This window comes from Senegalia massiliensis, assembly GCF_009911265.1.
Taxonomy (GTDB): domain Bacteria; phylum Bacillota; class Clostridia; order Tissierellales; family SIT17; genus Anaeromonas; species Anaeromonas massiliensis_A.
Map to the genome: position 1 here is coordinate 1 of NZ_QXXA01000007.1, position 26,569 is coordinate 26,569.

At 25.7% G+C, this 26,569-nt stretch carries 30 protein-coding genes; 2 read left to right on the top strand and 28 right to left on the bottom strand.

The genetic code is table 11. The features are described 5' to 3' along the window. Positions 1–138: 138 nt before the first annotated feature. The 8 genes from D3Z33_RS06980 to D3Z33_RS07015 all read right to left on the bottom strand — a co-directional run bounded on the left by D3Z33_RS06980 (position 139) and on the right by D3Z33_RS07015 (position 5,021). Entirely contained in the window at positions 139–660 is a 522-nt protein-coding gene (locus D3Z33_RS06980; RefSeq protein WP_160197068.1) for an isochorismatase family cysteine hydrolase, read from the bottom strand. Positions 661–1,250: 590 nt separating this feature from the next. Beyond that, positions 1,251–1,616 carry a hypothetical protein gene (locus D3Z33_RS06985; protein ID WP_160197069.1) on the bottom strand — a complete coding sequence of 122 codons (366 nt, stop codon included), beginning with the start codon at positions 1,614–1,616 and terminating at the stop codon, positions 1,251–1,253. Positions 1,617–1,705: 89 nt separating this feature from the next. Then, complete coding sequence (locus D3Z33_RS06990; RefSeq protein ID WP_160197070.1) at positions 1,706–1,927, bottom strand: hypothetical protein; 222 nt, start codon at positions 1,925–1,927, stop codon at positions 1,706–1,708. Between the two features lie 79 nt (positions 1,928–2,006). Further along, the gene (locus D3Z33_RS06995) at positions 2,007–2,183 is read right to left on the bottom strand and encodes a hypothetical protein (protein WP_160197071.1); all 177 of its coding nucleotides are present in this window, start codon (positions 2,181–2,183) and stop codon (positions 2,007–2,009) included. Between the two features lie 102 nt (positions 2,184–2,285). Further along, entirely contained in the window at positions 2,286–2,627 is a 342-nt protein-coding gene (locus D3Z33_RS07000; protein WP_160197072.1) for a hypothetical protein, read from the bottom strand. Positions 2,628–2,760: 133 nt separating this feature from the next. Then, entirely contained in the window at positions 2,761–2,940 is a 180-nt protein-coding gene (locus D3Z33_RS07005; RefSeq protein WP_160197073.1) for a hypothetical protein, read from the bottom strand. A gap of 313 nt (positions 2,941–3,253) precedes the next feature. Next, a complete protein-coding gene (locus tag D3Z33_RS07010) occupies positions 3,254–3,838 on the bottom strand; it encodes a type 1 glutamine amidotransferase family protein (RefSeq protein WP_160197074.1) in 585 nt (194 codons plus the stop codon). A 409-nt stretch (positions 3,839–4,247) separates the two neighbouring features. Continuing rightward, positions 4,248–5,021, bottom strand: coding sequence for an excinuclease ABC subunit C (locus tag D3Z33_RS07015; RefSeq protein ID WP_160197075.1), 774 nt, complete (start codon positions 5,019–5,021; stop codon positions 4,248–4,250). Positions 5,022–6,137: 1,116 nt separating this feature from the next. Here D3Z33_RS07015 and D3Z33_RS07020 point away from each other — a divergent pair. Further along, positions 6,138–7,337: a pyridoxal phosphate-dependent aminotransferase gene (locus D3Z33_RS07020; RefSeq protein WP_160197076.1), complete on the top strand. Its 1,200-nt coding sequence runs from the start codon at positions 6,138–6,140 to the stop codon at positions 7,335–7,337. A 44-nt stretch (positions 7,338–7,381) separates the two neighbouring features. On the opposite strand, the gene D3Z33_RS07025 is transcribed toward D3Z33_RS07020, so the two are convergent. Further along, positions 7,382–7,531: a hypothetical protein gene (locus D3Z33_RS07025; RefSeq protein WP_160197077.1), complete on the bottom strand. Its 150-nt coding sequence runs from the start codon at positions 7,529–7,531 to the stop codon at positions 7,382–7,384. Positions 7,532–7,709: 178 nt separating this feature from the next. Beyond that, complete coding sequence (locus D3Z33_RS07030) at positions 7,710–8,435, bottom strand: hypothetical protein (RefSeq protein ID WP_160197078.1); 726 nt, start codon at positions 8,433–8,435, stop codon at positions 7,710–7,712. Between the two features lie 171 nt (positions 8,436–8,606). On the opposite strand from D3Z33_RS07030, the gene D3Z33_RS07035 reads away from it, so the two are divergent. Next, positions 8,607–9,602: a potassium channel family protein gene (locus D3Z33_RS07035; RefSeq protein ID WP_160197079.1), complete on the top strand. Its 996-nt coding sequence runs from the start codon at positions 8,607–8,609 to the stop codon at positions 9,600–9,602. Here the strand turns inward: D3Z33_RS07035 and D3Z33_RS07040 are convergent. The 18 genes from D3Z33_RS07040 to D3Z33_RS07125 form a co-directional block, all read right to left on the bottom strand. After that, a complete protein-coding gene (locus D3Z33_RS07040; RefSeq protein WP_160197080.1) occupies positions 9,587–11,023 on the bottom strand; it encodes a PLP-dependent aminotransferase family protein in 1,437 nt (478 codons plus the stop codon). The two genes, D3Z33_RS07035 and D3Z33_RS07040, sit on opposite strands and share 16 nt — an antisense overlap. A gap of 41 nt (positions 11,024–11,064) precedes the next feature. Further along, positions 11,065–12,063, bottom strand: coding sequence for a M42 family metallopeptidase (locus D3Z33_RS07045; protein WP_160197081.1), 999 nt, complete (start codon positions 12,061–12,063; stop codon positions 11,065–11,067). Then, positions 12,063–13,088, bottom strand: coding sequence for a M42 family metallopeptidase (locus tag D3Z33_RS07050; RefSeq protein WP_160197082.1), 1,026 nt, complete (start codon positions 13,086–13,088; stop codon positions 12,063–12,065). The genes D3Z33_RS07045 and D3Z33_RS07050 overlap by 1 nt, the downstream gene beginning before the upstream one ends. Beyond that, positions 13,079–14,134 (bottom strand): M42 family metallopeptidase, encoded by a 1,056-nt coding sequence (locus D3Z33_RS07055; RefSeq protein WP_160197083.1) that lies wholly within the window; start codon positions 14,132–14,134, stop codon positions 13,079–13,081. The genes D3Z33_RS07050 and D3Z33_RS07055 overlap by 10 nt, the downstream gene beginning before the upstream one ends. Before the next feature lie 31 nt (positions 14,135–14,165). After that, a complete protein-coding gene (locus D3Z33_RS07060) occupies positions 14,166–14,939 on the bottom strand; it encodes a CheR family methyltransferase (RefSeq protein WP_160197084.1) in 774 nt (257 codons plus the stop codon). Positions 14,940–15,004: 65 nt separating this feature from the next. Beyond that, positions 15,005–16,963 (bottom strand): bifunctional 4-hydroxy-3-methylbut-2-enyl diphosphate reductase/30S ribosomal protein S1, encoded by a 1,959-nt coding sequence (locus tag D3Z33_RS07065; protein WP_160197085.1) that lies wholly within the window; start codon positions 16,961–16,963, stop codon positions 15,005–15,007. Beyond that, positions 16,960–17,565, bottom strand: coding sequence for a lysophospholipid acyltransferase family protein (locus D3Z33_RS07070; protein WP_130807109.1), 606 nt, complete (start codon positions 17,563–17,565; stop codon positions 16,960–16,962). Before D3Z33_RS07070 ends, D3Z33_RS07065 begins: the two co-directional genes overlap by 4 nt. A 1-nt stretch (position 17,566) precedes the next feature. Continuing rightward, complete coding sequence (cmk, locus tag D3Z33_RS07075) at positions 17,567–18,238, bottom strand: (d)CMP kinase (protein WP_347561226.1); 672 nt, start codon at positions 18,236–18,238, stop codon at positions 17,567–17,569. 9 nt (positions 18,239–18,247) lie between these two features. Beyond that, complete coding sequence (aroH, locus tag D3Z33_RS07080) at positions 18,248–18,604, bottom strand: chorismate mutase (protein WP_160197086.1); 357 nt, start codon at positions 18,602–18,604, stop codon at positions 18,248–18,250. Positions 18,605–18,664: 60 nt separating this feature from the next. Further along, a complete protein-coding gene (locus tag D3Z33_RS07085) occupies positions 18,665–19,903 on the bottom strand; it encodes an NAD(P)/FAD-dependent oxidoreductase (protein ID WP_160197087.1) in 1,239 nt (412 codons plus the stop codon). Between the two features lie 38 nt (positions 19,904–19,941). Beyond that, positions 19,942–20,811, bottom strand: a complete 870-nt coding sequence (locus D3Z33_RS07090; RefSeq protein WP_130807112.1) for a MurR/RpiR family transcriptional regulator — start codon at positions 20,809–20,811, stop codon at positions 19,942–19,944. A gap of 14 nt (positions 20,812–20,825) precedes the next feature. Beyond that, on the bottom strand, positions 20,826–21,353 hold the full coding sequence (locus D3Z33_RS07095; protein WP_130807113.1) for a 2-oxoacid:acceptor oxidoreductase family protein: 528 nt from the start codon (positions 21,351–21,353) through the stop codon (positions 20,826–20,828). 1 nt (position 21,354) lies between these two features. Further along, positions 21,355–22,176 carry a 2-oxoacid:ferredoxin oxidoreductase subunit beta gene (locus tag D3Z33_RS07100; RefSeq protein ID WP_160197088.1) on the bottom strand — a complete coding sequence of 274 codons (822 nt, stop codon included), beginning with the start codon at positions 22,174–22,176 and terminating at the stop codon, positions 21,355–21,357. Beyond that, positions 22,169–23,311: a 2-oxoacid:acceptor oxidoreductase subunit alpha gene (locus D3Z33_RS07105; protein ID WP_160197089.1), complete on the bottom strand. Its 1,143-nt coding sequence runs from the start codon at positions 23,309–23,311 to the stop codon at positions 22,169–22,171. The genes D3Z33_RS07100 and D3Z33_RS07105 overlap by 8 nt, the downstream gene beginning before the upstream one ends. Further along, complete coding sequence (locus tag D3Z33_RS16695; protein WP_347561227.1) at positions 23,301–23,516, bottom strand: indolepyruvate ferredoxin oxidoreductase subunit alpha; 216 nt, start codon at positions 23,514–23,516, stop codon at positions 23,301–23,303. The genes D3Z33_RS07105 and D3Z33_RS16695 overlap by 11 nt, the downstream gene beginning before the upstream one ends. 324 nt (positions 23,517–23,840) lie before the next feature. Beyond that, the gene (locus D3Z33_RS07115) at positions 23,841–25,241 is read right to left on the bottom strand and encodes an oxaloacetate decarboxylase subunit alpha (protein WP_160197090.1); all 1,401 of its coding nucleotides are present in this window, start codon (positions 25,239–25,241) and stop codon (positions 23,841–23,843) included. Between the two features lie 11 nt (positions 25,242–25,252). Further along, positions 25,253–25,825 carry a tRNA (mnm(5)s(2)U34)-methyltransferase gene (locus tag D3Z33_RS07120; RefSeq protein WP_160197091.1) on the bottom strand — a complete coding sequence of 191 codons (573 nt, stop codon included), beginning with the start codon at positions 25,823–25,825 and terminating at the stop codon, positions 25,253–25,255. Then, positions 25,815–26,534, bottom strand: a complete 720-nt coding sequence (locus D3Z33_RS07125; protein WP_160197092.1) for a pseudouridine synthase — start codon at positions 26,532–26,534, stop codon at positions 25,815–25,817. The genes D3Z33_RS07120 and D3Z33_RS07125 overlap by 11 nt, the downstream gene beginning before the upstream one ends. Positions 26,535–26,569: the final 35 nt, after the last annotated feature.

Below are 26,569 nucleotides of genomic sequence, written 5' to 3' on the forward strand. Positions count from 1 at the left end.
ATCAGGAGAAGCTACTAATATTCCTATTATAATTAATAATAATGCAATAATCCATATTTCCATATCAAATCTCCTTATTATTTTTATTTTCAATTATTAAATCTGAGTTTTACTCATTTTATTATTAAGACAAACTAATCACTTAATAAATTCTTCAAAATTTACAACATCAATTACTCCTGACCAATGTAGAACGGTCGATACAAAGTCGTTAATATCCAATCCAGGCATTTCATATGTTTCATCGTTATTTACAGTTCCTATCGCATCTTCAATGTAAGTTGTTTTAAAACCACGATCGTTTGATACTATCGCATTAAATAGCCCACAATACTCTGTATTGAATCCACAAATAATTAGGTCTGTTAAAGACTCATCTTTTAAAAAATTAGTGAAATTAGTGTTTGAAAACACACTTGGAACTGTTTTTTCAAACACTTTATCACAAGATTTTAATATGTGATTGTCTAGTTTTGAGTTTTCTGAATTTGAGTAAATAATACTATCAGGGTTTTCATCTATATGCTTGGTACCAAGGATCAAGTCATTATTTTCATTAAAAATTTCTATCATCTTTTTAATGACTTTATATTCTTTATCTAAATCAGCATGTTTAAAAAATCCTTTTTGTGCGTCTAATATTAAGAGTGCTTTTCTCATACATATTGCCTCCATCCTTTAAAATAATTCTTATGATAAAAAATGATGTCATAATAATGTATCCATAAAGTATAGTCATTTGTTCAGTCATAATATTTTATCCTTTAACTATTTTTATTTTGGAGAAGATCACCAATTAGATGTATAAAAATATTCCTCAAAATTTCTTCCTCAGTAAACTTTAGAAACATATTTAAATTGTATTTTTGAATTATATTGTCTATTATATTATATGAATTATATTTTCAATAAATAAAAATAACATTAGCAATATTAAAAAAACACCCAATATACTATAAATAAATTTTATAAATGGTTTTTTTTGAGAATCCTTAAATGTATTCTTAAGTAATTTTATAATCTTTATTATTACATAGGCATTTAACCCTGTAAACACTAATCTTAAAGCCATATATACATAAGGAATATCCTTTATTCTCTCATTATTATTTAAACTCACAATTATAATTAAAAAGATATAAAATAACAAATCTGATAGATATATCATTTTCTCTTTATTAAACATATTCCTTGTCTGACCTCCCTGATTTATTCAATAATCTCAGTTACTTAACAACTGATTTTAGTTACTAAAATAAAGAGATTATCCAAGAGAATGGGATAATTGGTAAAATCATTTTGATGATTAGGGCCCATGGAACTCCACTTCCTCCCATCATAGATACAAACATTAAAAATAAAATAATAAATACATTAATTAGTACTATTAATATATTTATTAAACTTATACCAACAAAATAAATTAAAATAATAGAGGTATAAAATCCTATCCACATTAATAACATTGGATTCAAAATTTCCATATTAAGAATACCATTAAAACCTAATACAAATATTGTAGGATATATTAATGCTGAAATCATTATAATTAATTTCAAAAAAATGCTATCTTGAATTGAGTTTTTTAAAGAGTTTATATTTTCTATAATAACCATATTAATTAGTACCTCCTATACAGTTTTCTATATGTCATAGTCTGTAATATTAAAAATTAGTGAGTTTATTATATATAAATTTCACTTTATTAATTCCTAAAATATGCTTCATATGCACATATTATAGTTCCTACTAATGCCATGATAACAAAAAATATAAGTGGAAATATAGTTCTTGAAACTAATAGTGAACCAAGTAATCCAGGAATTTTATAATGAAAACCAGGGTTAAGTCCTACTACTATAAATGATGCTAAAATACCTATCATCCCACATATAAATAAGAGTGCACCAAAAATCATTTTTTTCAAATTACTTAACCTCCTTAAATTTATTATAATTAATATTAAGTAAAACTCAGATTGCAGCATAATGCGTAGTTTATAAAAATCACGACTTATTATTTTTCTTCTGTGATTGTATTATAAAATAAATTATTAATATAATAATGACAATTATGCTTTTAATAATTGTAGTATTTACTCCAAATAAATCTAAAATAATTGATAATACAAAATAAGTTATAAAACCAATTATAAAACTCTTTATTGTATCTTTCTTGAACATAAAATTCACCCTCCTAGATGCAAATTCAATTCTATTAAATATAAACTTTCTAAAATCATCAAACTTGAGTCATAATATTTTACTTTCTTTAAACTAGCTTATTTATACTAACTTAAAAACTTTATTAATATACGATGCTGTATGAATTATACTTTCAATCGTCACAAATAACATTACAATCATTAAAAAAACTATAAATACAATCTGCATTGTCTCTAGCAGCGTTCTTTTTTGTAGTTCTTTAAATGTGTCTTTTATAAGCATTATGACATTTAATGCTATATAGATGCTGAAAGTTATATTTATAACTCTAAAAGCTATATATACATAAGGGATAGTTGTTATTTTTTCATTATTATTTAAAGCCATAAGTGAAATTAGAAAAACAGTGTATATTAATAATGGCAAGGCACTTGTTTCCTTTTTATCAAATAAACTAGCCATTTCATCCCCCCAAGAGATTAAGTTTATGACGCATAATTCTACTATTGCATCACTATAACTTTCTATTTAAGACAATTTATCATACATAAGAATTATTTCAAAAATAACGTTCATTTAACTACTATTAATATTCTTATAGCATATATTTTCTTCTCCAGAGTAATGAAACTATTAAAAGTATTGCACCAATAAATACCCCTATCAGTTGATCTAATAGAAGTTCATTCATTCTAAAATAACGAATAGTAAAAACTCCACCAAAAATGATAATCATCATATATGATAATCGAATTAAAAATTGATTGATTTTCATGTTATAATACTCCTTTATTAAACATTCTGCCTAAATTATATCCATATCTATGTAATATCTTAAAATTTTCTTTTAGTTCTTATATTGAATATAAATATTAATTGCTTATATTAAATAATTACAAAACTTATGAACTAACATATTTTGTATTAAAATCTTCTCTCTTACTGAGAGTATATATAATTATCACACTATAAAATATAGTAGAAAATATTAACTTCCAATGAACATTTTGTAAAATTCAATCTGGAGTATCATATTACGTAGTTTATAAAAACTGTGAAACATTCCACTTTCAAGTTATATACATAACTTAACGAATAGCACCATTTCTAAAATTATTATACCATTCTTCCATTTCTTCATCACTATCTACTTTTAGTATTTTAAATATGTTATAAGCAAATTCTACAGACGCAGTTTCATTTGCTGTGATAAAACCTCCATCAACAACTACTTGAGCAGGTACATAAAATGATTGCCCTTTATAATTCTTCTGCTTTAAAAATAGTTCTAAAGAATCTCCTGTATGTTTTATCTCATTAAGAAAGCCATGCTTGCATAAAAAAAGAGTTGCTCCACATATTGCCGCAACAGGTATATCTGACTTTACAGCACTTTGAATAAATTCTGCAATTTCATCATAATCATTTACTTCCCAAGAAAGACCACCAGGAATAATAATCATAGCAAGGTTATCAAAATTTTGATAATCACCTATACAATAATCAATTTCTGATTTGATACCTCCCATTGATACCTTTGGAATAGTATCACTTGAAATTGTTTTTACTACATAGTCCGAAAAAGAATTAATCACCGCAATTGCATAGCTTGCTTCCCAATCGCACCAACGATCTGTTAATAAAACTAATACTTGATTTCTGCTATTTAACATAGTCATTTTCCTCCCAAATTCTATAAATAATTTCTGAGTTTCAATCGAATACACTTATTTCATATTTTTCTACTACCACGTCATTATAAAATTCTATAAATATGTATAAAATCCTTTATTTAAATATATGTATTTTACTATATATGATACTTCTTAACTATGATTCAAATGAGTTTATTATATTTAATATTAAGTAAACTCAGTTTTACGTTATAATACTAAGTAGTTTTATAAAGAGAGAGTATTAATTCGTTTAGATAATTAATGTATTCCATGTGCCCGATACATTAAATAAGTAAACGTGTGTTAACATCTAACCATAAGTGATATTTACTCATAATAAATGATATCTAATTTTACTTCATTCTTTTTTCCAAAATTATCTGAAAAAGAACCAATAGATAATTGATTATTTTTTATTATACTTTCTATACTCTGTTAACATCTTTAAAAACGTTAAATAAAAATTAGGATTACGTGGCAATCTAAGTTTTGTAAATAAATTTAAAGTATAAGATCTTCTCTTTTTTTGATTGGTGAGATTTAAAATAAAATCTTCTCCTTCTGTTTCTTTTATCCTATTAAATATTAAATTCATAGCTTTTTTATAATCATCATTTTTAAAAATAGGTTTATCCATCATATTACCGCTTACCCTATTATAACCATTTGGAGCCAATGAATTATAAGCAATTATTGCACAGCCTTCTAGCTCATTTAAAGATGAAAATGATGTCTCTATCAAAGGTATCAAACTAATAATAAATTCATTTCCTGCATTATAATCAAAATATATTTCAGGAAAATTATATTCAACAGTGAGGTTATACCTCCCTTCTATAGCTTCTGGATTTACAATAAAGTGCATATAAGCTCTATCTAAAACTCTTTTTGATTGTCCAACATAATAAATATCTTTTATACGATTATGTATTATATATATCCCCTCAAAATTTTTAATTTTCCGACTCTCTCTTACACTTTTATCTTTTAATTCAAGTAAATCTTTTGGAGTTGTTTTTAACATTTCTTTTCTTAATTTATCTAACTCTTGTCTTACTTTTGTTTTATTTTTAAGCCATTCCATCTTTTTCTTTCGTCTATAAAAATATGAAGGAGATATTTTCATAGAATCATCTACTAAAACGCTCCTTATCCACTTTAGCTCATCTTCTGTTAGCACATGATCACCTTCTTACTTGTTATATCCTTACTTAATTTTATTTCAAAATATTAATATTACCGTCTTAACAGTTACCTCTCATTATAGGCCACGTATCCTTATGGATATATTTTCTATTTGTTCAAGCTATACTTATTTTACCATATCTAATGTTTAGTTTGTACTATAAATGTCAATAAATGTAGAACTTAGTAATCAAATAAATATAATTACTTGTCTATAGGTAACTTTTCTTATATTTTTTATTTATTCGACAAGAAATTACAATATTTTTAGATGTTTTCTTGAAAAAGTAAAAGAGTATCTATTAGATTTTAAAAACACCTATGAGTATTTAGATGTGAATGAGAAAAGAAAGATGTTGCAATCTATAATTAAAAAAATTAAAATTGATAGAGAAAAAGTTTTTATGAAGCTATATTTTGACATTCAAGATGAGGACAAACAAGCTTTTTGCTTACGCAAGGAGAAGCTTGTGTCAGTAAAAAACGATAATAAATTTTGCAAGTGAGGACTAACTGTCCTGATTTGTTTTTATAAAAAAGATACATTATCAGTGCTTTACTTTGCAAATGCTGTATTTCTTGCTCTCTATTTTTCTAGTGCTATTTCTAACTAAAATTCATAAATACTAAATGTAATGATAATTAGTAACCACCATTTAATCCAATCACCAAACAACCCCAAAGTTGAAACTGTAAATTTTTAACCTTCTATCCTCTACTCCCCTATGATTAATTATCCATCCTAATATGATCTCTTCAATTAATTTAAATAAATCTCCATCAAAATAAGATATGATTTCTGATTTTTTATTTATTTCTTTTGTTTTTTAAACTTCATATTTATTATCAATTATGATAATATTTATTATGTTACTTACCATTTACTACATCTGTTGCTATAATTCATTCAATTTAATATCATACGCCTCAATCTTTAAAATTTACATAAATGATTTAAGTTATAACATATTTATAGTATCTAAAAGTACTTCTTCAGAATATAATTACCTTGTAAAATTTGTAATTAATAGTGATAAATATATATATTTTTAATATATTTTATGTTATCATTAAAATATATATTTAAATACATAACATAGGGGGAATATAAATGGAATTTTCTAAAAGAATTGATCAAATGCAAGAATCACCTATCAGAAAGTTAGTACCTGTGGCAGAAGAAGCAAAGAAAAATGGTAAAAAAGTTTATCACCTTAACATAGGACAACCAGACATAAAAACACCTCCAGAATTTATGAATTCAATAAAAAAATATGATGAAGAGGTTTTATCTTATTCATTTTCTGAAGGATTACCTCAACTTATAGAAAGTTTTATTAAGTATTATAAAACTTATAACCTCGAATTTGAAAAAGATGAAATTTTAATCACTAATGGTGGAAGTGAAGCAATATTATTTTCTTTATTAGCAGTAACAGATACTGACGATGAAATTCTTGTCCCTGAACCATTTTATACTAATTATAATGGATTTAGCAGTGCAGCAGGGGTAAAAGTAGTCCCAATTACTACTAAGGCTGAAAATGGCTTTAAATTACCCTCAAAAGACTTCATCCAAAGTTTAGTCACTAAAAAAACAAAAGCAATTTTATTATCAAATCCTGGCAACCCTACAGGTGCAGTTTATACTAGGGATGAAATGAATGCATTAACAGACATAGCTAAGGAAAACGATTTATATATTATATCTGATGAAGTATATAGAGAATTTATTTATGATGGATTTGAATATAAAAGTTTTGCTTCCTTTGAAAATATAAAAGATAGAGTGATATTAACAGATAGTATATCAAAGAGATATAGTGCTTGTGGAGCAAGAATTGGAATGATCGCTTGTAAAAACAAAGATTTAATTAAGCAAATATTAAAGCTTTGTCAAGGAAGACTGTGCGTTCCTACATTAGAACAAATCGGAGCAACTGAGCTTATAAAAGTAAGTAAAGAGTATCTTGATGATGTAGTAGAAGAATACAAAAAAAGAAGAGACATAGTTTATAACGAACTTAAAAATATTGAGGGTGTTATATGTGAAAAACCTCATGGAGCTTTCTATGTTATAGCAAAATTACCAGTAGATAATGCAGAAGATTTTGTGAAATGGTTGTTAACAGATTTTGATATAGATGGTGAAACTATAATGTTAGCACCTGCAGAAGGATTCTATGCTACTCCTGGTTTAGGTATAGATGAAGTAAGAATATCATATGTATTAAATGAAAATTCATTAAAAAAATCAATGAATATATTAAAAGTAGGTTTAAAAAAATATAAAAAAAATAACACCCTATAGGTGTTAACCATTAGAGGAAGAATTTCTTCCTCTTTTTCTTATGCTTAATACTCTTGTTTTAACATTCTCTCATACATTTCACATTTATCAGTGTTACAATATCCATCAATATTCTGTATACATGTTATAGCTCCACACTTTTTAAGTCTACTTATTTGCTCTCTTTTATTAGTTTTGATAATATTTTCGTTCATCTTTACTCCTCCTTATTTTAATTATACTAAATTTTGAATTTAATGTCAACAATAATTCAGAATTATGCAATGTAATGTTATTTAAAATTCATATTTATATTATTATATTAATTATACCCTTAAATAATGCATAATAATCAAATAAATGTTGCAAAAAAAATGAAATAGAATAATTATTCTATTTCATAAAATCACATGCTGTAAAGGAACCATAGTTATTTTTACATAATATTTCAATTATTTTGTACATTATATACTCATCATCTTTTATTATTTTAGAATTAGCTTTGTTGGTATTTATTTTAGTTAAATAAAACTCTATTTTTCTATCTTCATTTTGATAGATCTTTAAAATACCCTTTTCATATAACTTAATATTTGCTAAGACTAAACTTGGTAAATTTATTTCCCCAAACTTTCTTTTGTCTATATTACTCAATTCAAATTCACTAAATTTTATGATTAAATATATCAATTTTTCTAATGTTTTTTCTGATATATAAGAAAATCTAAAGTCTTCTGACTCTTTAACTTGAGTAATATATTTTTTTATTGAAAGTTTGGGATATATAACTATATATTTATTGTTTAAGTTTATTGGTTTAAAAACATCATAAAATTTATTTATTAACTTTATGCTTAGATTAAATAATTCATTATCTTCTTCATAAGTTTTATTTATATTTTTTAAATACTCTGTGCAAACTAAGTATAGTAATTTAAAAATATTTTTTTCTTTAAATAAAACATTAAAATACTTGTTTTTTTCAAGATATAGTGGTGGAAGATAATCAATAATATTTATTAATTTATTAAATTCATAAATATCTTTTCTTATAATGTCTTTTTCGTTTTCATTTAAAAAGTTACATAATTCTTTTTTAAAAATGTTATAAGAATACATCTTATCCCTCCTTCTATATTATTCTTTGTAAGATTAAAGTAAATATAGTAATACAATAATTCTATATTTACTTTAAATTCTTATCTAAAGTAAATATTTCTAAATACTATAGAAAATAATGTAAAGAAAGGTTGATGACTTATTTTTTTTATTAAAAAATTACATATTCTAATGAAAAATGCTAAACTTTATAAATCATTAATTATAGTAATTATATTTATATTGAGTTTATCAATAATTTTTTATGTTGTTGAAACAGAAAATAATTCTAAAATAAATAATTTAGGAGATGCTATTTGGTGGGGTTTTGTCACTAGTACTACTGTTGGATATGGAGATATATTTCCAATAACTTATTTAGGCAGAATAATAGCAATAATTTTAATGTTAATTGGTATAGGTATATTTGGATTTATAACTGCTTCATTTGCATCAATATTTGTAGAAAAAAATTTTAAAAAAGGGATGGGATTAATGGATGTAAATTTTAAAAATCACATAGTTATAATTGGATGGAACTATAGGTCGAAATCTATTATTAAAGAATTAATTAACGAAAATAAAGATATAAATATAGTTTTAATTGATAATATAGATCAAAATCCTTATACCAAAAAGAATATATCATATATAAAAGGAAATCCTTGGAATGACAATGTTTTAAAAAGAGCTAATATATCTTATGCTAAAACAGCAATAGTATTAGCTGATAGAAAATTAGATAGCTTAGAAATGATGGATGCAAAATCTGTATTTACATGTTTAGCAATAGAAAAAACTAATAATAATATATATTTAATATCCGAAGTAGTAAATCCCGAAAATTCAAATCACTTTTTAAGAGTAAATGTAAATGATATTATCGTAAGTAATCAAATAGAAAGTAAAGTATTAGTAAGAAGCATATTATATAAGACAGTAAATAAAGCAATTAAGGAGCTTATAACAAATTCTTATGGCTCTGAATTATATGAAATGTTAGCTCCTAAATACTATATTAATAAAAAATATATTGATGTTTCTTTAGAATTACTTAAAAAGAATATTACTTTAATAGGAATTTATAGAAAAGGACAAACAAATTTAAACCCTGAAAAAAGTACTATAATAAAAGACAAAGATATATTAATATATATATCTAAAGAAAAATATCAAAAATCAAAATAATTAATTGGATGTATAAGTGTCTTATTATTTTTATTTTTTATAAACTTATTAATATATTTAAATAATAATATAATAGACTTTTCAATCTCTTTTATTTCTATTGATGATATATTTATTCTAAAATATTCTGTATCATTATTGCTAGAATAAAATCTTGATCCACAAGATATTAAAATTCCTTTTTCCTTTAAATAAATTTCTAGTTTTTTTGAAGAGTAACCATCAGGAAGTGCAAACCAGAAATTAAGACCTCCATCTGGTCTATAGTATCTTAGATATAGTGGTATATATTTTTTAATATATTTTTTTGTTAAATCATATTTCATTTTATATATACTAGACAATTTTTTTATATGATTATCCCACATTTTTTCTTTTAAATATAGTTCAAATATTCTTTGAATAAAACCTGACGTAGATATGTCAGAAAAATGTTTTCCTAATAAAAAGTTTTGACTGAGTTTTATAGGTAGAACAGCAAAACCTAACCTAATTCCTGGCATAAAAGTTTTTGAAAAACTTTTTAAGTATATGACTCTATTATTATCATCTAAAGATTTAAGTAACTTTACCTTTTTATTATTAAAATTAATATCACTTATATAATCATCTTCTATAATATATGTATTATATTTTTCAGCTAATTCCAATATTTTTTTCATCGTATTTAAAGAATAAGAAAATCCAGTAGGATTTTGAAAATTTGGCATTGTATATATTACACGAGGTTTAAAATTTTTAATTTTATGTTCTAATATAGTAATGTCTATTCCATCTCTATCAACGGGTATTTCAATAATTTTAGCAGATCTTGATTTAAATGAGTATAAAGCACCAGGATAAGTAGGAGCTTCTGTAATTACAATGTCACCATAATCTAATATTGTTTTACTTAATATATCTATGCCTTGCTGAGTTCCAGATATTATTTGAATAGATTCTAAAGGTGTAAAAATATTTTTTTCTTCTAAATGGCTTTTAATCACTTTTCTAAGAGGTAAATATCCTATACTTTCATGATAATCAAAGGCACTGCCTCCATCTCTATCTATAACTACATTCATTAACTCTTTAAACTCTGATACAGGAAATAATTTTGAATCAGCTGTTAAGTTTTGAAAATCATAAATAATATTTAAATTTTTTTTATTATCTAAAGTGTTATCTACATCAATATTCTTTATATAAGTTCCACTACCAGTTTTTTTATATACATAACCCTCTTTTTCCAATAAATTATATGCACTTACAACAGTAGAACTATTTATATTAAATATTTTACAGGTTTCTCTAATAGAAGGTAATTTAGTATTGACCTCTATTCTATTATCAATAATTAGATCTTTTATTCCTTTATACAATTGTTTATATAAAGGATATTTCTTGTCCTTATCTAATTTTATTTCATTTAATACAATCATAAAACTCCTCCATTAATATAAATGAGCTATATATAGCTCATTTATATTTTGAATTCATGATTCAATACTGTTTTAAGTAACTCAATAGAACTTATCACATCTTTTTTGTATACTGTTTCATTTGAAGAATGAATATATCTAGTAGGAATAGATATTACACCTGAAGGAACACCTTCTCTACTTAAGTGTATACTACCTGAATCTGTCCCACCATACTCTAAAACTTCTCTTTGATATTCTATATTATTTTTTTCAGCCATATCAATTAGTATATCTTTTAATTTAGGATGTACTATTAAGGACTTATCCATAATTTTTATGGCAGTACCTTTACCTAAAGTTACTGATAATCTTTTAGACTTAGGAGTACCTCCTGCTGGAGTAACATCAATTGCTATGCCTATATCTGGCTCTATTTTATAAGCAGATGTTTTAGCACCTCTTATACCTAACTCTTCTTGAACAGTAAAGACAAAATAAAGATCATTATCTACATTCTTCATTTTTTTCAAAGCCTCAATCATTACAAAACAACCTACTCTATCATCAAGACATCTAGAAATAACCTTATCATTATCTTCATAAAAACTATTTAAATATACACAGGTATCTCCAATTCCAATTTTCCCCTCTGCATCTTTTTTATCTTTAGCTCCAATATCTATATATAAATTATCTAATTTCAATTTATTTTTATCATCTATATCTTCACTTGATATTACTCCTACAATACCATTTTCAAATATAACTCTTTGATTTATACTTAAAAAAGGAGAAATTCCTCCAATATTTGTAAACCTTAAAAAACCTTTATCATCTATATCTATAATCATAAGTCCAATTTGATCCATATGACCAGCAATCATTACTTTCTTACCATTTCCTTTCTTTCTAGCTATAAGATTTCCTAAGTTATCAATCTTTATTTCATCTACATAATCCTCAATTTCTTCTATAATTAATTTTCTTACATTATTTTCATTACCTGATGGTGAAAATGAATCTACAAGTTTTCTTAATAACACACTATTAAATTCCATTATTTATTCTCTCCTTCTAATATTTTTCCTATAAATTTATTTAATAATATTTTAGTAGATTTATAGTCTTTTTTACTCATGATGCTAATTGGAGAATGGATATTTCTACATGGTACAGATAAAGTTGCTGTTTTTACTCCTTCTCTTGATAAATGAATACTACCTGAATCGTTTCCTCCTACACTTGTTTTTCTAAACTGATAAGGAATATTATTTTCTTCAGCAGTATTTACAAGCATATTTCTTAAATTTTCATCATAATAAGTTGTTCTATCTATTAATGATATTGCTACTCCTTTACCTAATATTGTAGCTTTTTTATGGTCATCAATATCCTCTAAATCAGCACATGTAGTACCTTCTAAGATTATTGATATATCAGGTTGTATTTTATATGCAGCAGGTCCCGCACCACGAAGTCCTATTTCTTCCATAACAGTAAATGCTACATGTAAGTCATATGGGATATCTGATTTCAATAATTCAATTAATAAAGTACAACCTACTCTATTGTCTAAAGCTTTAGCTTTTATCAGATCATCTCCAAATTCCATATAGTTACTATCAAATACAATATAATCTCCTATATTAACCTTTTTTTCTGTTTCAGCTTTTGTATATGTTCCAATGTCTATATATAATTGTTTTAAATCTAAAGCTTTTTTACGATCACTAGGTTTTTGAAGATGAATAGGTTTTGCACCTATAACACCTAAAACTTTATTTTTTCCTATTTTTACTCTTTTCGAAACAAGTACCCTCTTGTCGATTCCACCTACTGTCATAAATTTAATTAATCCCATATCATCAATATCAGAAACTATTAAACCTACTTCATCCATATGTGCCGTTATTAATATTTTTTTATTGTTATTTTTTTGCCCCTTTTTATAAGCAATTACATTTCCTATTTTATCTACTTTATAATTATCAACATAATTTTTTATCTCATTTATAATAATATCCCTTACTTCTTTTTCATTTCCAGAAACCCCACTAGCTTCTGTAAGATTTTTTAATAACATAGATATCCCTCCAGATTGTTACTATCAATTTCAGATATAAATCTAGCTATAAGTTTAGCAGTATTTTTTATGTCATCTATATTAATTGTTTCAACTGAAGTATGCATATATCTTAAGGGTATAGATATAACTAAAGTAGGTATACCAGCTCTAGATATTTGTATACTTCTTCCATCAGTACCTGTTGGTCCAGGATCTAATTCTGTTTGATAGGGAATATTATATTTTTCAGCTATTACAATCAGTTTTTTTCTAAGTTGTGGATGAATATTTCCGCCAAGTGTAATAGCAGGACCTTTTCCCATCTTAATTGAATCAGCATCTTCTAACTCTGGAGTTTTACCAAAACCTACATCAATTGCAATTCCAATATCAGGATCTATTTTATATGTACTTGTTATCGCACCTCTTGTCCCAACTTCTTCTTGTACTGTAAAAACATTGTATACATCTGCTTGGTGTTTAAGTTTTTTTAATTCTTTAACACATTCTAATAATGTAGCTACTCCTGCTTTATCATCTAATGATTTACTTGTAACAGTATTAGATTCTAATACTTTAAACTCTCTTTTAATAGTGATTATATCACCAATAGATATTAATTCTTTAGCTTTTACTTCATCATAACCTATATCAATATATAAATCTTCCATTTTAAAAGCATTATCTTTGGAATCAGAATCTTGTAAATGAGGCGGTAATGTTCCTATCACACCATATATCTCTTTTTCAGAATGAATAATAACTTCTTGAGCAACTAAAGTTCTTGGATCAACACCTCCTACAGAAGTAAATTTAATAGATCCATTTTCTGCTATTCCAGTTACCATTAATCCTATCTCATCTATATGTGCTGCAAGCATTATTTTAATATTTTGATAATTTTTTTCACCATTTTTTATAGCTATTAAGCTTCCTAACTTATCATAAGTTATATCATCTGTATATTTTTGAAAAACATTATGAATATACTTTGACAAATTTTGTTCATAACCAGAGACACTATTATAATTAGATAATTCTTTTAAAAATTCTATTGTATCCATTATATTCCTCCTATTTTATCTTATTTCACTATTATGATTTCTTTCTATAGAAAAAAGTTTTTACAGACTCTAAATTATATTTATGAGAATATATTATTTGTTCTGTACTACCTACAAATAATATTCCATTATCTGAAAGTGCATTATAAAATTTATTATACATTACCGATTTTGCTTCTTCAGTAAAATAAATCATAACATTTCTACAAAATATCAAATCGCAATTTTTAGGGTATTCATCTTTTAAAAGATTTATATTTTGGAATTTAACTTTATTTTTTATTTCATCTTTAATTTTATATGTATTTTGAATTTTTTCAAAATACTTAGTTTTAAACTCATTAGGTAATTCTTTTAAACTCTTTTCTGAATAAATTCCTATTTTGGCTTTATTTATTGCTGAGTTATCAATATCCGTAGCTAATATTGAAATGTCATCAATGTTTATAAATTTAGATAATAACATAACTATTGAATAAGGTTCTTCTCCTGTAGAACATGCACTACTCCATACCTTTATCTTTTTCTTCTGTTTTAACAAATCAGGAATAATTTGATTTTCTAAAATATTCCATTGTTCTTTATTTCTATAAAATTCTGATACATTTATAGTCAAATAATTTAAAAATTCATTTAATAAATTTTTATCTTCTTTTAATCCTTTAATATAATCTTCAAAACCAGAAAATTTATTTCTAGATATTAAAGATAATATTCTTCTTTTCATTTGTTTTTCCTTATAACTTGATAAATCTATATTTATTAAATTATAAATTTCATTTTTAAACTTTTCGTAGTTATCCATATATTTCTCCTTATTATTTGATATAGTAAAACAAGGAAGGTTTGCCTTCCTTGTTAAGATGAATATTAATTATCTTTATTTACCATATCTCCAATACTTAATTCACTATCTTCAGTTTGATAACTAATTTCTTCTTTCTCTTGAGTTTCTTTTATGCTTAAACTCAATCTATTATTTTCTTCATCAATATCTAAAATTTTCACTTTAACAACTTCACCTTTTGAAAGTTTTTCTGAAGGTTTTGCAATATGCTCCTCTGAAATTTCAGATATATGAACTAATCCATCTAAACCTGGTAATAATTCTACAAATGCACCAAAGTCAACTAATTTAACAACTTTTCCTTCTACAATATCGCCAATATTATATTTTTCTTTTATATTATTCCACGGATGATCTTTAGTTTGTTTATAACCTAAAGAAATTCTTTCTTTAGCTTTATCAAAATCTAATACAACTACTTCTACTTTATCTCCTACATTAACAATTTCAGAAGGATGATTTGTTCTCCCCCAAGAAAGTTCAGATATATGGACTAATCCATCAACTCCTCCAATATCTACAAAAGCACCAAAGTTAGTAAGTCTTTTTACTTCACCTTCAATTTTCATATCTTTCTCTATGCTATTCCATAGTTCTTCTTTTTCTTCTTGTATTTCTTTAAGTTCTACATTTTTTCTAGATAAGACTAATTTCTTTTTAGACTTATTAAATTCAATGATTTTTAGTGATAATTCTTTACCCAAATATGCATTTAAATCTTCAACGTAATTTGTTGACATATGAGAAGCTGGTATAAATCCTCTTATACCTTTTACTAATACTATAACTCCACCTTTTACAACTTCTACAATATTACCTTTTACTAATTCTTCACTTTCAAATATATCTAATAGTTCTTCCCAACCTTTTATATCTTCAACTCTCTTTTTAGATAGTAAAACATTGCCTTCTCCATCATCAAGTTTTAAAATATAAACTTCAATTTCATCTCCTAAGTTAAACTCTTTTTCTAAATCTATATTATTATCATTAGATACTTCATTTCTTTTAATTATACCATCTGACTTATAACCTATATTAACCATTAACTCATCTTTATTTATTGAGATAATATTCCCTTCTACAATATCACCTTTTTTAAAGTCTACTAAAGTTTTTTCAATCTCTTCCATCATTTTGTTCATTTCATTATCAATATTACTCACTCTATTTACAACCTCCTTAATTATCCAGTCAGGTGTAGATGCACCAGCTGTAATTCCAACTACATTATATTTTTTTAATTTCTCTAAATTTAAATCATCAACAGTTTCTATATGATAAGTATCCTTACATATTTCTTTGCTTATTTCTACTAATTTCTGAGTGTTAGAACTATGATATCCACCAATAACTATCATAGCATCTACATCACTTGCAACTTCCCTACAAGAAGTTTGTCTTAGTTTAGTAGCGTTGCAAATAGTATTATATATTAAAACTTCTTCTGCATTTTTACTAACAATATCTGATAATAATTTAAACTTTTCATAATTCATAGTAGTTTGTGCCACAATACATATTTTATCATATTTCTTACTATTATCAATATCATCTTTGGAGTTAAATATATCAGCACTATTTTCACACCATCCATTTATACCAATAACTTCAGGATGATTCGGGTCACCAATTATAATTATATTATATCCTTTATTATAAAATTTCTGTACTTTCTTTTGAATCTTTCTTACAAAAGGACAAGTAAGATCTAGAATTTCTATATTTCTTGAACTAAGTTTTTCATGAATATCTTTAGAGATACCATGAGATCTAATTATAATAGTACCATTATTTATAGTGTCTATATCACTAATAGTATTTAATCCTTTTTTCTTAAGATCATCTGTAACTTGTTTGTTGTGAATTAAAGGTCCTAAAGAACTTACATTCTTTTTAATATTTATTGCGTCTAATGTACTATCCATAGCCCTTTCTACTCCAAAACAAAATCCAGAGTTCTTAGCAAGAATTACTTTCAATTTTCACCCTCCCTAAATTCATCTTTTAAACTATATATTTTTTTTAAAATTTTATCACTTAAAATTTTATAATCCTCAATAGTATTTTTTTGCTTTTTATAAATAGATAAATCTATAGGTTGTCCTATATATACATTTATTTTAGTGAAAATTTTATAGTTTGTATCAATATATACAGGGATTACTGGTGATTTAGATTTTACTGCTATCATGGCAACCCCAGGTTTAGCCTCTGATTTTTTATCATTAATAACTCTAGTACCTTCTGGAAATATACCTAATGCTTTATCTTCTTTTAGTATTTTTAAAGCTTTTTTTATTGCACTTAGATCTGAACCCTCTCTATCAACTGGAAAAGTGCCTAGTTTTTTTATAAATGCTCCTATAAGTTTATATTTAAAAAGTCCTTTTTTTGCCATAAAATGAAGTTGCCTTTCATCGAAAGCTTTAGCTAAAATTATAGGATCAAAATAATTTGTATGATTTGAACAAACTATAATTTTTGAATTTTTAATTATATTTTCTTTTCCATGATAATTTATTCTATAAAAAATTTTTAATATAGCACCTGTAATATTTTTAAAAAAATGATAAAAATTCATATTATCTCCTCTTTACATAACTAATAATAAAATCTACTACTTCATCAATTGATTTATTTGTAGTATCTATTTCCACAGCATCCTCTGTTTTTATCAGAGGAGAAATTTCCCTAGTACTGTCAATTTTATCTCTTTCTTTCATATCTTTTATAACATCTTCTAAAGATATATTATTATTGTTTTTAGTTAATTCCTTATATCTTCTTTTTCCTCTTTCTTCAGGAGTAGCACTTAAATAAAATTTGAAATCTGCATTAGGTAGCACATGACTAGCTATATCTCTACCATCCATGATAACACTTTTATTTTTTGCAATTTCCCTCTGAATTTCTACTAATTTTAATCGTACATCTTTTATTTTAGCAACATTAGATACATTTTTGTTAATAATATTTGTTCTAATTTCATCATCAACTATCGCCTCATCTAAATATATATGATTATTTTTAAAATCTATATGGGTTTGCCTCAATACCTTTTTTATTTTTGACAAATCTGAAAAGTCTATTTTATTCATTAGTAACTTATAAGTTAGTGCCCTATACATAGCACCTGTATCAATGTAAACAATATTTAATTTTTTTGCTATTAATTTTGCAATAGTACTTTTACCAGCTCCTGAAGGGCCATCTATTGCTATTACTAAATTATTCAATTTTTTTCTTCCTTTCATACAAACACTTTAAATATCCTTTCTTAACACTTTTGCTTCCTTTAAATATATATGATTAACTTCAGTTTGACTTTTGATAGAATTTAACATTAATAATACTCTTATGCATCTACTCAAGCTATCCTTAACATACATTTCTTGAAAACATAATAAACTACAATCAAGTAATCCCATCTGTCTAGCTGCCTTTGCAGGATAAGCAGAATCTATATCACTTGTAGCAGTAAATAACACTGATATTATATCTTTACTCTTAATATTATTTTTTTTTATTATTGTCTCAAGCAACTTTGTTGTGTTATCTAAGATATTTTCAGAAGTGTTTTTTTCTACAGTAATTGCTCCTCTTATGCTTATAACCCTCATAAAAGTTCACCTCTATCTATATATTATATATTAATTTAACTTTATGCTCAACATTTAAAATTACTGATTATCCCCAGCAAGATATCCTGTTGAGTAACTAATTTGCAAATTAAATCCTCCAGTATAGGCATCTACATCTAAAACTTCTCCACAAAAAAATAAACCTTCAACAATTTTTGATTCCATAGTAGATGGGTTTATTTGATTAATATCTATCCCACCAGAAGTTACATAAGCTTCTTCAATAGACCTTAAATCAGCTATATTTAAGGTTATTGATTTAAGTAACCTAACTAGCTTTCTTCTATGTTCTTTTGTAAAATTAGATGCTTTTAAAGATATGTTGATTTGTAATAAATTTAATATTGCTAAAACAAAATTATATTTTAATATAATTGATAAAACATTAATTATATTTTTATTAGGATTAGAACCCAATAATTCAATTATTTTTTCATCTAATTCTTTTAGATTTAAACTTGGAAATAAATCTATATCTAATTTAAATCTATCCTTAGCATTTATTTTTCTATTGTTTCTAGATGTAATATTAAATATAGCAGGTCCTGAAATTCCAAAGTGTGTAAAAATAATATCTCCAATTTCATAATCAATTATTTTATCATCTGAACTTAAAACTATTTTAACATTTTTAAAACTTAATCCTTTATTTTGTTTTATCCAATTTTCTTTAATATTTATAGGTACAATAGAAGGTTTAGTTGATATAATATTGTGTCCAAATTTTTTCCCAAATTTATATCCATCTCCTGTTGAGCCTGTAGAAGGATAAGATTTTCCTCCTGTAGCTATTATTAGACTATCACTTTCAATTATTTCTTTCCTATTATTTTTTGTATACTCTGTAATAAACTTATTTTTATACTTTTCAACATTTATGACATTACAGTTTAAAGATAATATAACACCATTATCTAATAAATATGTTTTTAAAGCATTTGTAACATCAATTGATTTATCTGATTTAGGGAAACACCTACCATCATTTTCTACTTTAATTTCTACATCATACTTTTGCAAAATATCAATTATATCTTTATTAGAAAAGCTATAAAAAGAGGAGTATAAAAAATTCCTATTTCTAGTTACATTTTCAATTAAATCTTCTATCTCACAATTATTAGTAATATTACATCTACCATTACCTGTAATAAGCATTTTCTTACCTATAATACTATTTTTATCTAAAAGTATTACTTTATTACCTTTTTTACTCGCTGTAGCTGCTGCAATTATTCCAGCAGGTCCTCCACCAATAACTAAAACTTTTTTCGACATAATTTTCTCCTTTTACACCAAAGAAAAAAGTAGCTAAGCTACTTTTTTTCTTTCTCTTCATATATATCATATTCTTGCCATAAATTCTCTAGTTTAGAAAGATATGTACTAACGTCCTTTTTATTTTTTATTCCTACTCCAATTATTAAAGCGTTTATGATACTCAAAGGAGCAACTAAAGAATCTATAAACGAAATCATATTACTTTTTACTTCTATAATATAGTCAGCCCATTTAGCTATAGGAGATAATTTACCATCTGATATTCCTATAATTGTAGAACCTTGTTCTTTTACATACTTAAGTGCATCCAGTGTTTTTTTTGAATATCTTGGATAACTAATTCCTATTACTACATCATCTTCTGAAACTTGTAGCAATTGTTCAAATATATCACTCATTCCAAAACTAACTACCTTTACATTATCGAGAATAAAACTTAAATAGAAGCCTAAATACCCTGCTAATGCTGTAGAACTTCTAAGACCTAAAATATATACTCTTTTAGCATTTGAGATTTCCTCTATTGCCTCATAGAATATTTTATTATCTAGATTTTCTAATGTAGTCTTCATATTATTAATATCTGTTGTTACAACTTGTTTTACCAAATTTTCTTTATCTGAAAAATCTTCCATTCCTAATCTTTGAACCGTTGTTAATTTGTTTTTTATAAGTTCTTGTAAAGATTTCTGAAGACTAGGATAACCAGAAAATCCTAAAGCGTTAGCAAATCTAACAACTGTAGATTCACTAACGCCAACCATTTCTCCTAATTTAGATGCTGTCATAAATGCTGCTTTATCATAATCTGAAGTTATGTATTCTGCTATAAGCTTTTGTCCTTTACTTAAACGAGAATAGTTAGATTGAATTAATTCATTTAAATCTCTTTTGTGTTCATCCATAGATATCTTCCTTATTAAAAAATATTTAATCCATATTCATATGCTTTTTCATTTTTTTCTTCTGTTCCAGGAGGTACTCTATTTAATATAGCTTGTTTTAAAATCTCTTTATCTACTAATTTTGTTATACCATTAATAGCTCCTAATGCAACAATATTAGAGACTAGTGATGTTCCTACATCTTTTTTAGCTTTATCAAGAATTGGTACTTGATAAATTTTAACATCACTTCTATTAGGTCTTTCTACTCCACTATCTATAATAAGGATACCATCTTTTTTTAAGGAATCCAAGTACTTATCACAAGATTTTTGAGTTAAACTTAATAATATATCACATTTAGATACTTTAGGGTAATTAATATCAGTATTACTTATTATTACCTCAGCCTTACTAGCTCCTCCTCTAGCTTCTGGACCATAAGATTGAGATTGAATTGCATTCTTACCATCATTTAATGCACCTTCTGCTAAAATTATACCTGCTAAAATTAACCCTTGACCTCCAGAACCACTTAACCTAATTTCAGTTTGACTATTCATGCTATACCTCCTGCCTAAACATTTCTATAATCTTTTGATATTCTTCAGTATATTCTGCTTCTTCATTTTTATATAACTCACCAATCACTATCTTATCTTTTAAATCATCTTTTGGAAGTTTATTTAATGCCTTTACATTTATTGAATTATCTTTTAAATATTTCATCATATCAGGTGATTCACCTTTTTTATTTTTTCTTCCATAGTATGTAGGGCATATACTTATAGATTCAACAAATGAAAAGCCTTTGTTTTTTACCCCTTTTACAACTAAATCTTTAATCATTTTTGCATGATAAGCAGTGGCTCTTGCAGTATAAGTTGCACCTGATGCTTTAGCTAGTTCACATAAATCAAAGTTTTTATCAATATTACCATAAGGAGCTGTAGTACCTTTTTCTCTTGTAGGAGTAGTAGGAGAATACTGACCTCCAGTCATTCCATAAATATTATTGTTGAAGACAACTGTAGTAATATCTATATTTCTTCTAGCAGCATGAATTAAATGATTTCCACCTATTGCAGCAGAGTCACCATCTCCAGTAACTACAATTACATGTAACTCAGGATTAGCCATTTTAATACCCGTTGCAAATGCTAAAGCTCTTCCGTGAGTAGTGTGAAGTGTATTAAAATCCATATATCCAGGAGCTCTCGAAGAACATCCTATACCAGATACTATACAGACTTTATCTTTTTCTAAACCCAATTCATCTATAGCTTCAACTACAGATTTCATTATTATACCGTGACCACACCCCGGACACCATATATGAGGCAATTTATCCATTCTAAAATATTTTTGTAATAACTTACTAGGCATATATATCCTCCTTAATTTTTTTGATTATTTCATCCGGAGATATTAATTGTCCATTTATTTTATTATATCTATATATTGTTGCTCCTTTATCTGCAGCTCTTTCTACTTCTATTAAATATTGTCCTAAATTCATTTCTACAACTAAAATTTTCTTTACTTTTTTTGTTAACTCTTTAATCTGTTTAGTTAAAAATGGCCATATAGTTATTGGTCTAAATAAACCTACTTTTAGTCCATTTTCTCTAGCTTCATTTACTGCACTTTTTGCTGATCTTGCAGTAGCTCCATATGCAACTATAGCAATATCTGCATCATCTAACATATATTCTTCATAATTAGCTATGTCTTCTATATTGTCTTCTACCTTATTCACTAACCTATTTACAAGTTCTTCAGCAATTTTAGAGTCATTACTTGGGAAACCGGTTTCATCATGAACTAAACCTGTTACATGATATCTATACCCTTCACCAAAAGAAGCCATTTTAGGAACTAAATCATTTTCCTCAACTCTATATGGCTTATAATCTTTAGGCTCACAACTAGGTTTTACTCTATCAAATATCTCAATTTCTTCTTTATTCGGAATCTCTATTTTTTCTCTTAAATGCCCGATAACTTCATCTAATAAAAGAATTACAGGAGTTCTATATTTTTCTGCATAATTAAATGCTTTTATCGTTAAATCAAATGTCTCTCTAACGGAATATGGAGTTAGTGCAATCATAGGATGATCACCATGAGTTCCCCATTTAGCTTGCATTACATCTCCTTGTGAAGGCGATGTAGGAAGTCCTGTACTTGGGCCTCCTCTTTGAACATTTACTATAACACAAGGGATTTCAGTTATTGTAGCATACCCAATATTCTCTTGTTTCAATGAAAACCCTGGTCCACTAGTAGCTGTCATAGATTTTAGCCCAGCTAATGAACCTCCTATTACTGCAGCCATACCAGCAATCTCATCTTCCATTTGAATAAATTTTCCCCCTACTCTTGGAAGTCTTAAAGAAGATATCTCTGCAATTTCTGTAGATGGAGTTATTGGATACCCTGCATAAAATTTCATTCCTGCTGCAAGTGCACCTTCTACACATGCTTCATTTCCTTGCATTAACTTAACTTTATTTTCCATCTTCTTCATCTCCTTTAATATAAATAGCGTAATCAGGACACCTAAGTTCACATAAACCACATTTTATACATATATCTTCATTATCTATGTTAATCACACCATTTTCTAAAGTTAAAACACCTTTGGGACATAACTCAACACAAATCCCACAACCTTTACACCAATCTTTATTTACCACTAATTTTTTATTAATTTTTGTGGTCACTATAAAGCCCCCTTTAATATTGTTAATTAAATATTATCAAAAATATATCCTGCATGCAAGTTTTATTTCATTTTTTTGTTATATTTAATCAATATGCAAGTTTTATTTCATATTATGCATATTTTAAATAACTTTTATTTGTTTTGAATTTCGGTTAAAGCTTTTAAACAAGTAGTTTAACAAGAATTTAAAAATATTATAGAAAATATATATTGCAAGAATTATTTATTTAATTTCATTTTATAATAATCCCCTTATTATATTTTATAAAATATAATAAGGGGATTATATCTATCAAGTAATCTTAATATTATATATACTTATTTATACAACAGGATAAGTATTTTCATCTTTATTTAATAAATTACTATCTATATTATACTTTTGAGCTTGACGATATTTAAAGTATTTTATAGCTACTTGTGGGAATAATGCATATGATAATATATCTTCCTCTTGTTCAATATATTCTTTAATTTCTTCTCTATAATTATCAAGTTCAGGTTTCAGTAAATCTGCAGGTCGTCCAGTGTAAATTTCTTCGTTTCCTATTATCTTTTTTATTATATCATCTTTTATTGGAGTTGTAGGTTTTCCATATAAACCTTTTACATAGTTTTTAATCTCAGTAGGTATCATTTTATATCTCTCACCTAAAACTACATTAAATACAGCTTGTGTTCCTACCATTTGACTCATTGGAGTAACTAATGGTGGATATCCAAGATCTTCTCTCACCTTTGGAACCTCTTCTAACACTTCTTCAAATTTATCAATAGCTCCTTGACCTTCTAATTGAGAAACTAAATTAGATAACATGCCTCCTGGTACTTGATAAATCAAAGTTTTAGTATTAACTCCTAATACTTTTGATTTTAATAATCCTTCTTTTTCATATTTATTTCGAAGCTTTGTAAAATATTCAGCAATTTCATTTAAATTATTCATATTATACTCTGGTTCTCTTCCAGAGCCCTTTAAAGAAGATAACATAGGTTCTGTTGCTGGTTGACTTGTACCATTTCCTAAAGGTGATAATGCAGTATCAATAATATCAACACCTGCTTCTACACCTTTCATGTATGTTTGATTTGCTATACCACTAGTAAAGTGAGAGTGTAACTGAATTGGTATTTTTATTGATTGTTTCATTTTTGTTATTAAATCATAGGCATTATAGGGAAGTAATATCCCTGACATATCTTTAATACATATAGAATCTGCACCCATACTTTCCATTTCTTTTGCTAGATTTAAATAATAATCAATATCATGAACTGGACTTGTAGTAAAAGATATTGCAGTTTGTGCATGTCCTCCTGCTTTTTTTGTAGCATTCAATGCAGTTTTTAAATTTCTTGTATCATTTAAAGCATCAAATATCCTAACTATATCTATTCCATTTTCAATTGCTTTTTTAACAAACTCTTCTACTACATCATCAGGATAATTTTTATAGCCTAAAATATTCTGACCTCTCAATAACATTTGCAACTTCGTATTTTTAATAACTTTTCTTAATTTCCTTAACCTTTCCCATGGATCTTCATTTAAAAACCTCAAACAAGCATCAAAAGTAGCACCTCCCCACATCTCTAAAGAATGATAACCAACTTTATCAAGCTTTTCAGCAATTGGTAGCATTTCTTCTGTTTTCATTCTAGTTGCCATTAAAGATTGATGAGCATCTCTTAAAATTGTTTCTGTAAATTTTACACTTCCCATTATGAGCCTCCTTAAGATATTTTTTCGATACAAAAAATAATAGGTGGATTATTAATTTGATTCAAAAAATTCATTTTCAATACAGTGAATTTTTTTTGATTTAATATAGTTAAATAATTTTCAATTTCATTTTTTTCTTTAATTCCGCCTTTATGTCCATAATATGATACTACAATTAGTATACCGTTTATATGTAAAAAAGACAATATTGATTTAATTGCTTCTATTGTAGAGTCCGGTTTAGTAATTATAGAATGATCACCTTTAGGTAAATACCCTAAATTAAATATAGCAAAATCTATTTTATCTCTAATATAATTGCTAATATTTGCATGACTATCATGTATTAAACTTACTCTATTATAAAATCTATTTTTATTTAAAAGATCAGTAGTGTTATCTATAGCTAATTTCTGAATATCAAAACCATAAACCTTACCCGATTCCCCTACTTTTTGAGCTAATTTCAATGTATCATTCCCATTGCCCACTGTAGCGTCAACTACTATCATACCTTCTTTTACTTTTTGATTTATAATATTATTTGAAATATTAATAGCATTTGATAAAAAGTTATTTTTCATTTATTTCATCCTTAATGTATCTTATTTCTTTATCTGTTAAGAACCTATAATCCCCTTCTCTTAAATCATTTAATCTTATATCTCCAAAACTAACTCTTTTTAATTTAATAACAGGGTGATTAATTTTTTCACACATTTTTCTAACCTGTCTATTCTTACCTTCATGAATAGTTATTTTAACTGTTGATTTACCTTTATCCTTTTTAATAATATTAATATCTGCTGGAGAAGTTATATAGTCTTCAATTTTTAATCCTTCTTTAAATTGTTTTAATTCTTCATTGTTTGGAATACCTTTAACTTCTGCTATATAAGTTTTATTAACTTCATGACTAGGATGAGTCATTTTATAAGTTAAATCTCCATCATTGGTTAATAACAATAAACCTGATGTATCATAATCGAGTCTACCAACAGGATATATTCTTTGATCTACTTTAGAAACTAAGTCAATAACTGTTTTTCTATTAAATTGATCTGAAACACTTGTTATATAACCAACAGGTTTATTTAAAATTATATATATTTTTTCTTTTTCTAAAAATATTTTTTTATTATCTACTTTTATAATATCTTTTTTAGGGTCAACTTTAAATCCTAACTCTTTAATCATTGTATTATTTATAGTTACCCTTCCATCTAATATTATTTTTTCTGATTTTCTTCTAGATGCTATCCCAGCTTTTGCCATAAATTTTTGTAATCTCATATCAACCTACCTTTTATTATATAAATATATATATA

Excerpts from the sequence above, each read along its gene's own strand:
- D3Z33_RS06980 (WP_160197068.1), bottom strand. The coding sequence starts at position 660 with ATGAGAAAAGCACTCTTAATATTAGACGCACAAAAAGGATTTTTTAAA.
- D3Z33_RS06985 (WP_160197069.1), bottom strand. The coding sequence starts at position 1,616 with ATGGTTATTATAGAAAATATAAACTCTTTAAAAAACTCAATTCAAGAT.
- D3Z33_RS06995 (WP_160197071.1), bottom strand. The coding sequence starts at position 2,183 with ATGTTCAAGAAAGATACAATAAAGAGTTTTATAATTGGTTTTATAACT.
- D3Z33_RS07000 (WP_160197072.1), bottom strand. The coding sequence starts at position 2,627 with ATGGCTAGTTTATTTGATAAAAAGGAAACAAGTGCCTTGCCATTATTA.
- D3Z33_RS07005 (WP_160197073.1), bottom strand. The coding sequence starts at position 2,940 with ATGAAAATCAATCAATTTTTAATTCGATTATCATATATGATGATTATC.
- D3Z33_RS07010 (WP_160197074.1), bottom strand. The coding sequence starts at position 3,838 with ATGTTAAATAGCAGAAATCAAGTATTAGTTTTATTAACAGATCGTTGG.
- D3Z33_RS07020 (WP_160197076.1), top strand. The coding sequence starts at position 6,138 with ATGGAATTTTCTAAAAGAATTGATCAAATGCAAGAATCACCTATCAGA.
- D3Z33_RS07025 (WP_160197077.1), bottom strand. The coding sequence starts at position 7,531 with ATGAACGAAAATATTATCAAAACTAATAAAAGAGAGCAAATAAGTAGA.
- D3Z33_RS07030 (WP_160197078.1), bottom strand. The coding sequence starts at position 8,435 with ATGTATTCTTATAACATTTTTAAAAAAGAATTATGTAACTTTTTAAAT.
- D3Z33_RS07035 (WP_160197079.1), top strand. The coding sequence starts at position 8,607 with ATGAAAAATGCTAAACTTTATAAATCATTAATTATAGTAATTATATTT.
- D3Z33_RS07040 (WP_160197080.1), bottom strand. The coding sequence starts at position 11,023 with ATGATTGTATTAAATGAAATAAAATTAGATAAGGACAAGAAATATCCT.
- D3Z33_RS07045 (WP_160197081.1), bottom strand. The coding sequence starts at position 12,063 with ATGGAATTTAATAGTGTGTTATTAAGAAAACTTGTAGATTCATTTTCA.
- D3Z33_RS07050 (WP_160197082.1), bottom strand. The coding sequence starts at position 13,088 with ATGTTATTAAAAAATCTTACAGAAGCTAGTGGGGTTTCTGGAAATGAA.
- D3Z33_RS07055 (WP_160197083.1), bottom strand. The coding sequence starts at position 14,134 with ATGGATACAATAGAATTTTTAAAAGAATTATCTAATTATAATAGTGTC.
- D3Z33_RS07060 (WP_160197084.1), bottom strand. The coding sequence starts at position 14,939 with ATGGATAACTACGAAAAGTTTAAAAATGAAATTTATAATTTAATAAAT.
- D3Z33_RS07070 (WP_130807109.1), bottom strand. The coding sequence starts at position 17,565 with ATGAATTTTTATCATTTTTTTAAAAATATTACAGGTGCTATATTAAAA.
- cmk (WP_347561226.1), bottom strand. The coding sequence starts at position 18,238 with ATGAAAGGAAGAAAAAAATTGAATAATTTAGTAATAGCAATAGATGGC.
- aroH (WP_160197086.1), bottom strand. The coding sequence starts at position 18,604 with ATGAGGGTTATAAGCATAAGAGGAGCAATTACTGTAGAAAAAAACACT.
- D3Z33_RS07085 (WP_160197087.1), bottom strand. The coding sequence starts at position 19,903 with ATGTCGAAAAAAGTTTTAGTTATTGGTGGAGGACCTGCTGGAATAATT.
- D3Z33_RS07090 (WP_130807112.1), bottom strand. The coding sequence starts at position 20,811 with ATGGATGAACACAAAAGAGATTTAAATGAATTAATTCAATCTAACTAT.
- D3Z33_RS07095 (WP_130807113.1), bottom strand. The coding sequence starts at position 21,353 with ATGAATAGTCAAACTGAAATTAGGTTAAGTGGTTCTGGAGGTCAAGGG.
- D3Z33_RS07100 (WP_160197088.1), bottom strand. The coding sequence starts at position 22,176 with ATGCCTAGTAAGTTATTACAAAAATATTTTAGAATGGATAAATTGCCT.
- D3Z33_RS07105 (WP_160197089.1), bottom strand. The coding sequence starts at position 23,311 with ATGGAAAATAAAGTTAAGTTAATGCAAGGAAATGAAGCATGTGTAGAA.
- D3Z33_RS07115 (WP_160197090.1), bottom strand. The coding sequence starts at position 25,241 with ATGGGAAGTGTAAAATTTACAGAAACAATTTTAAGAGATGCTCATCAA.
- D3Z33_RS07120 (WP_160197091.1), bottom strand. The coding sequence starts at position 25,825 with ATGAAAAATAACTTTTTATCAAATGCTATTAATATTTCAAATAATATT.
- D3Z33_RS07125 (WP_160197092.1), bottom strand. The coding sequence starts at position 26,534 with ATGAGATTACAAAAATTTATGGCAAAAGCTGGGATAGCATCTAGAAGA.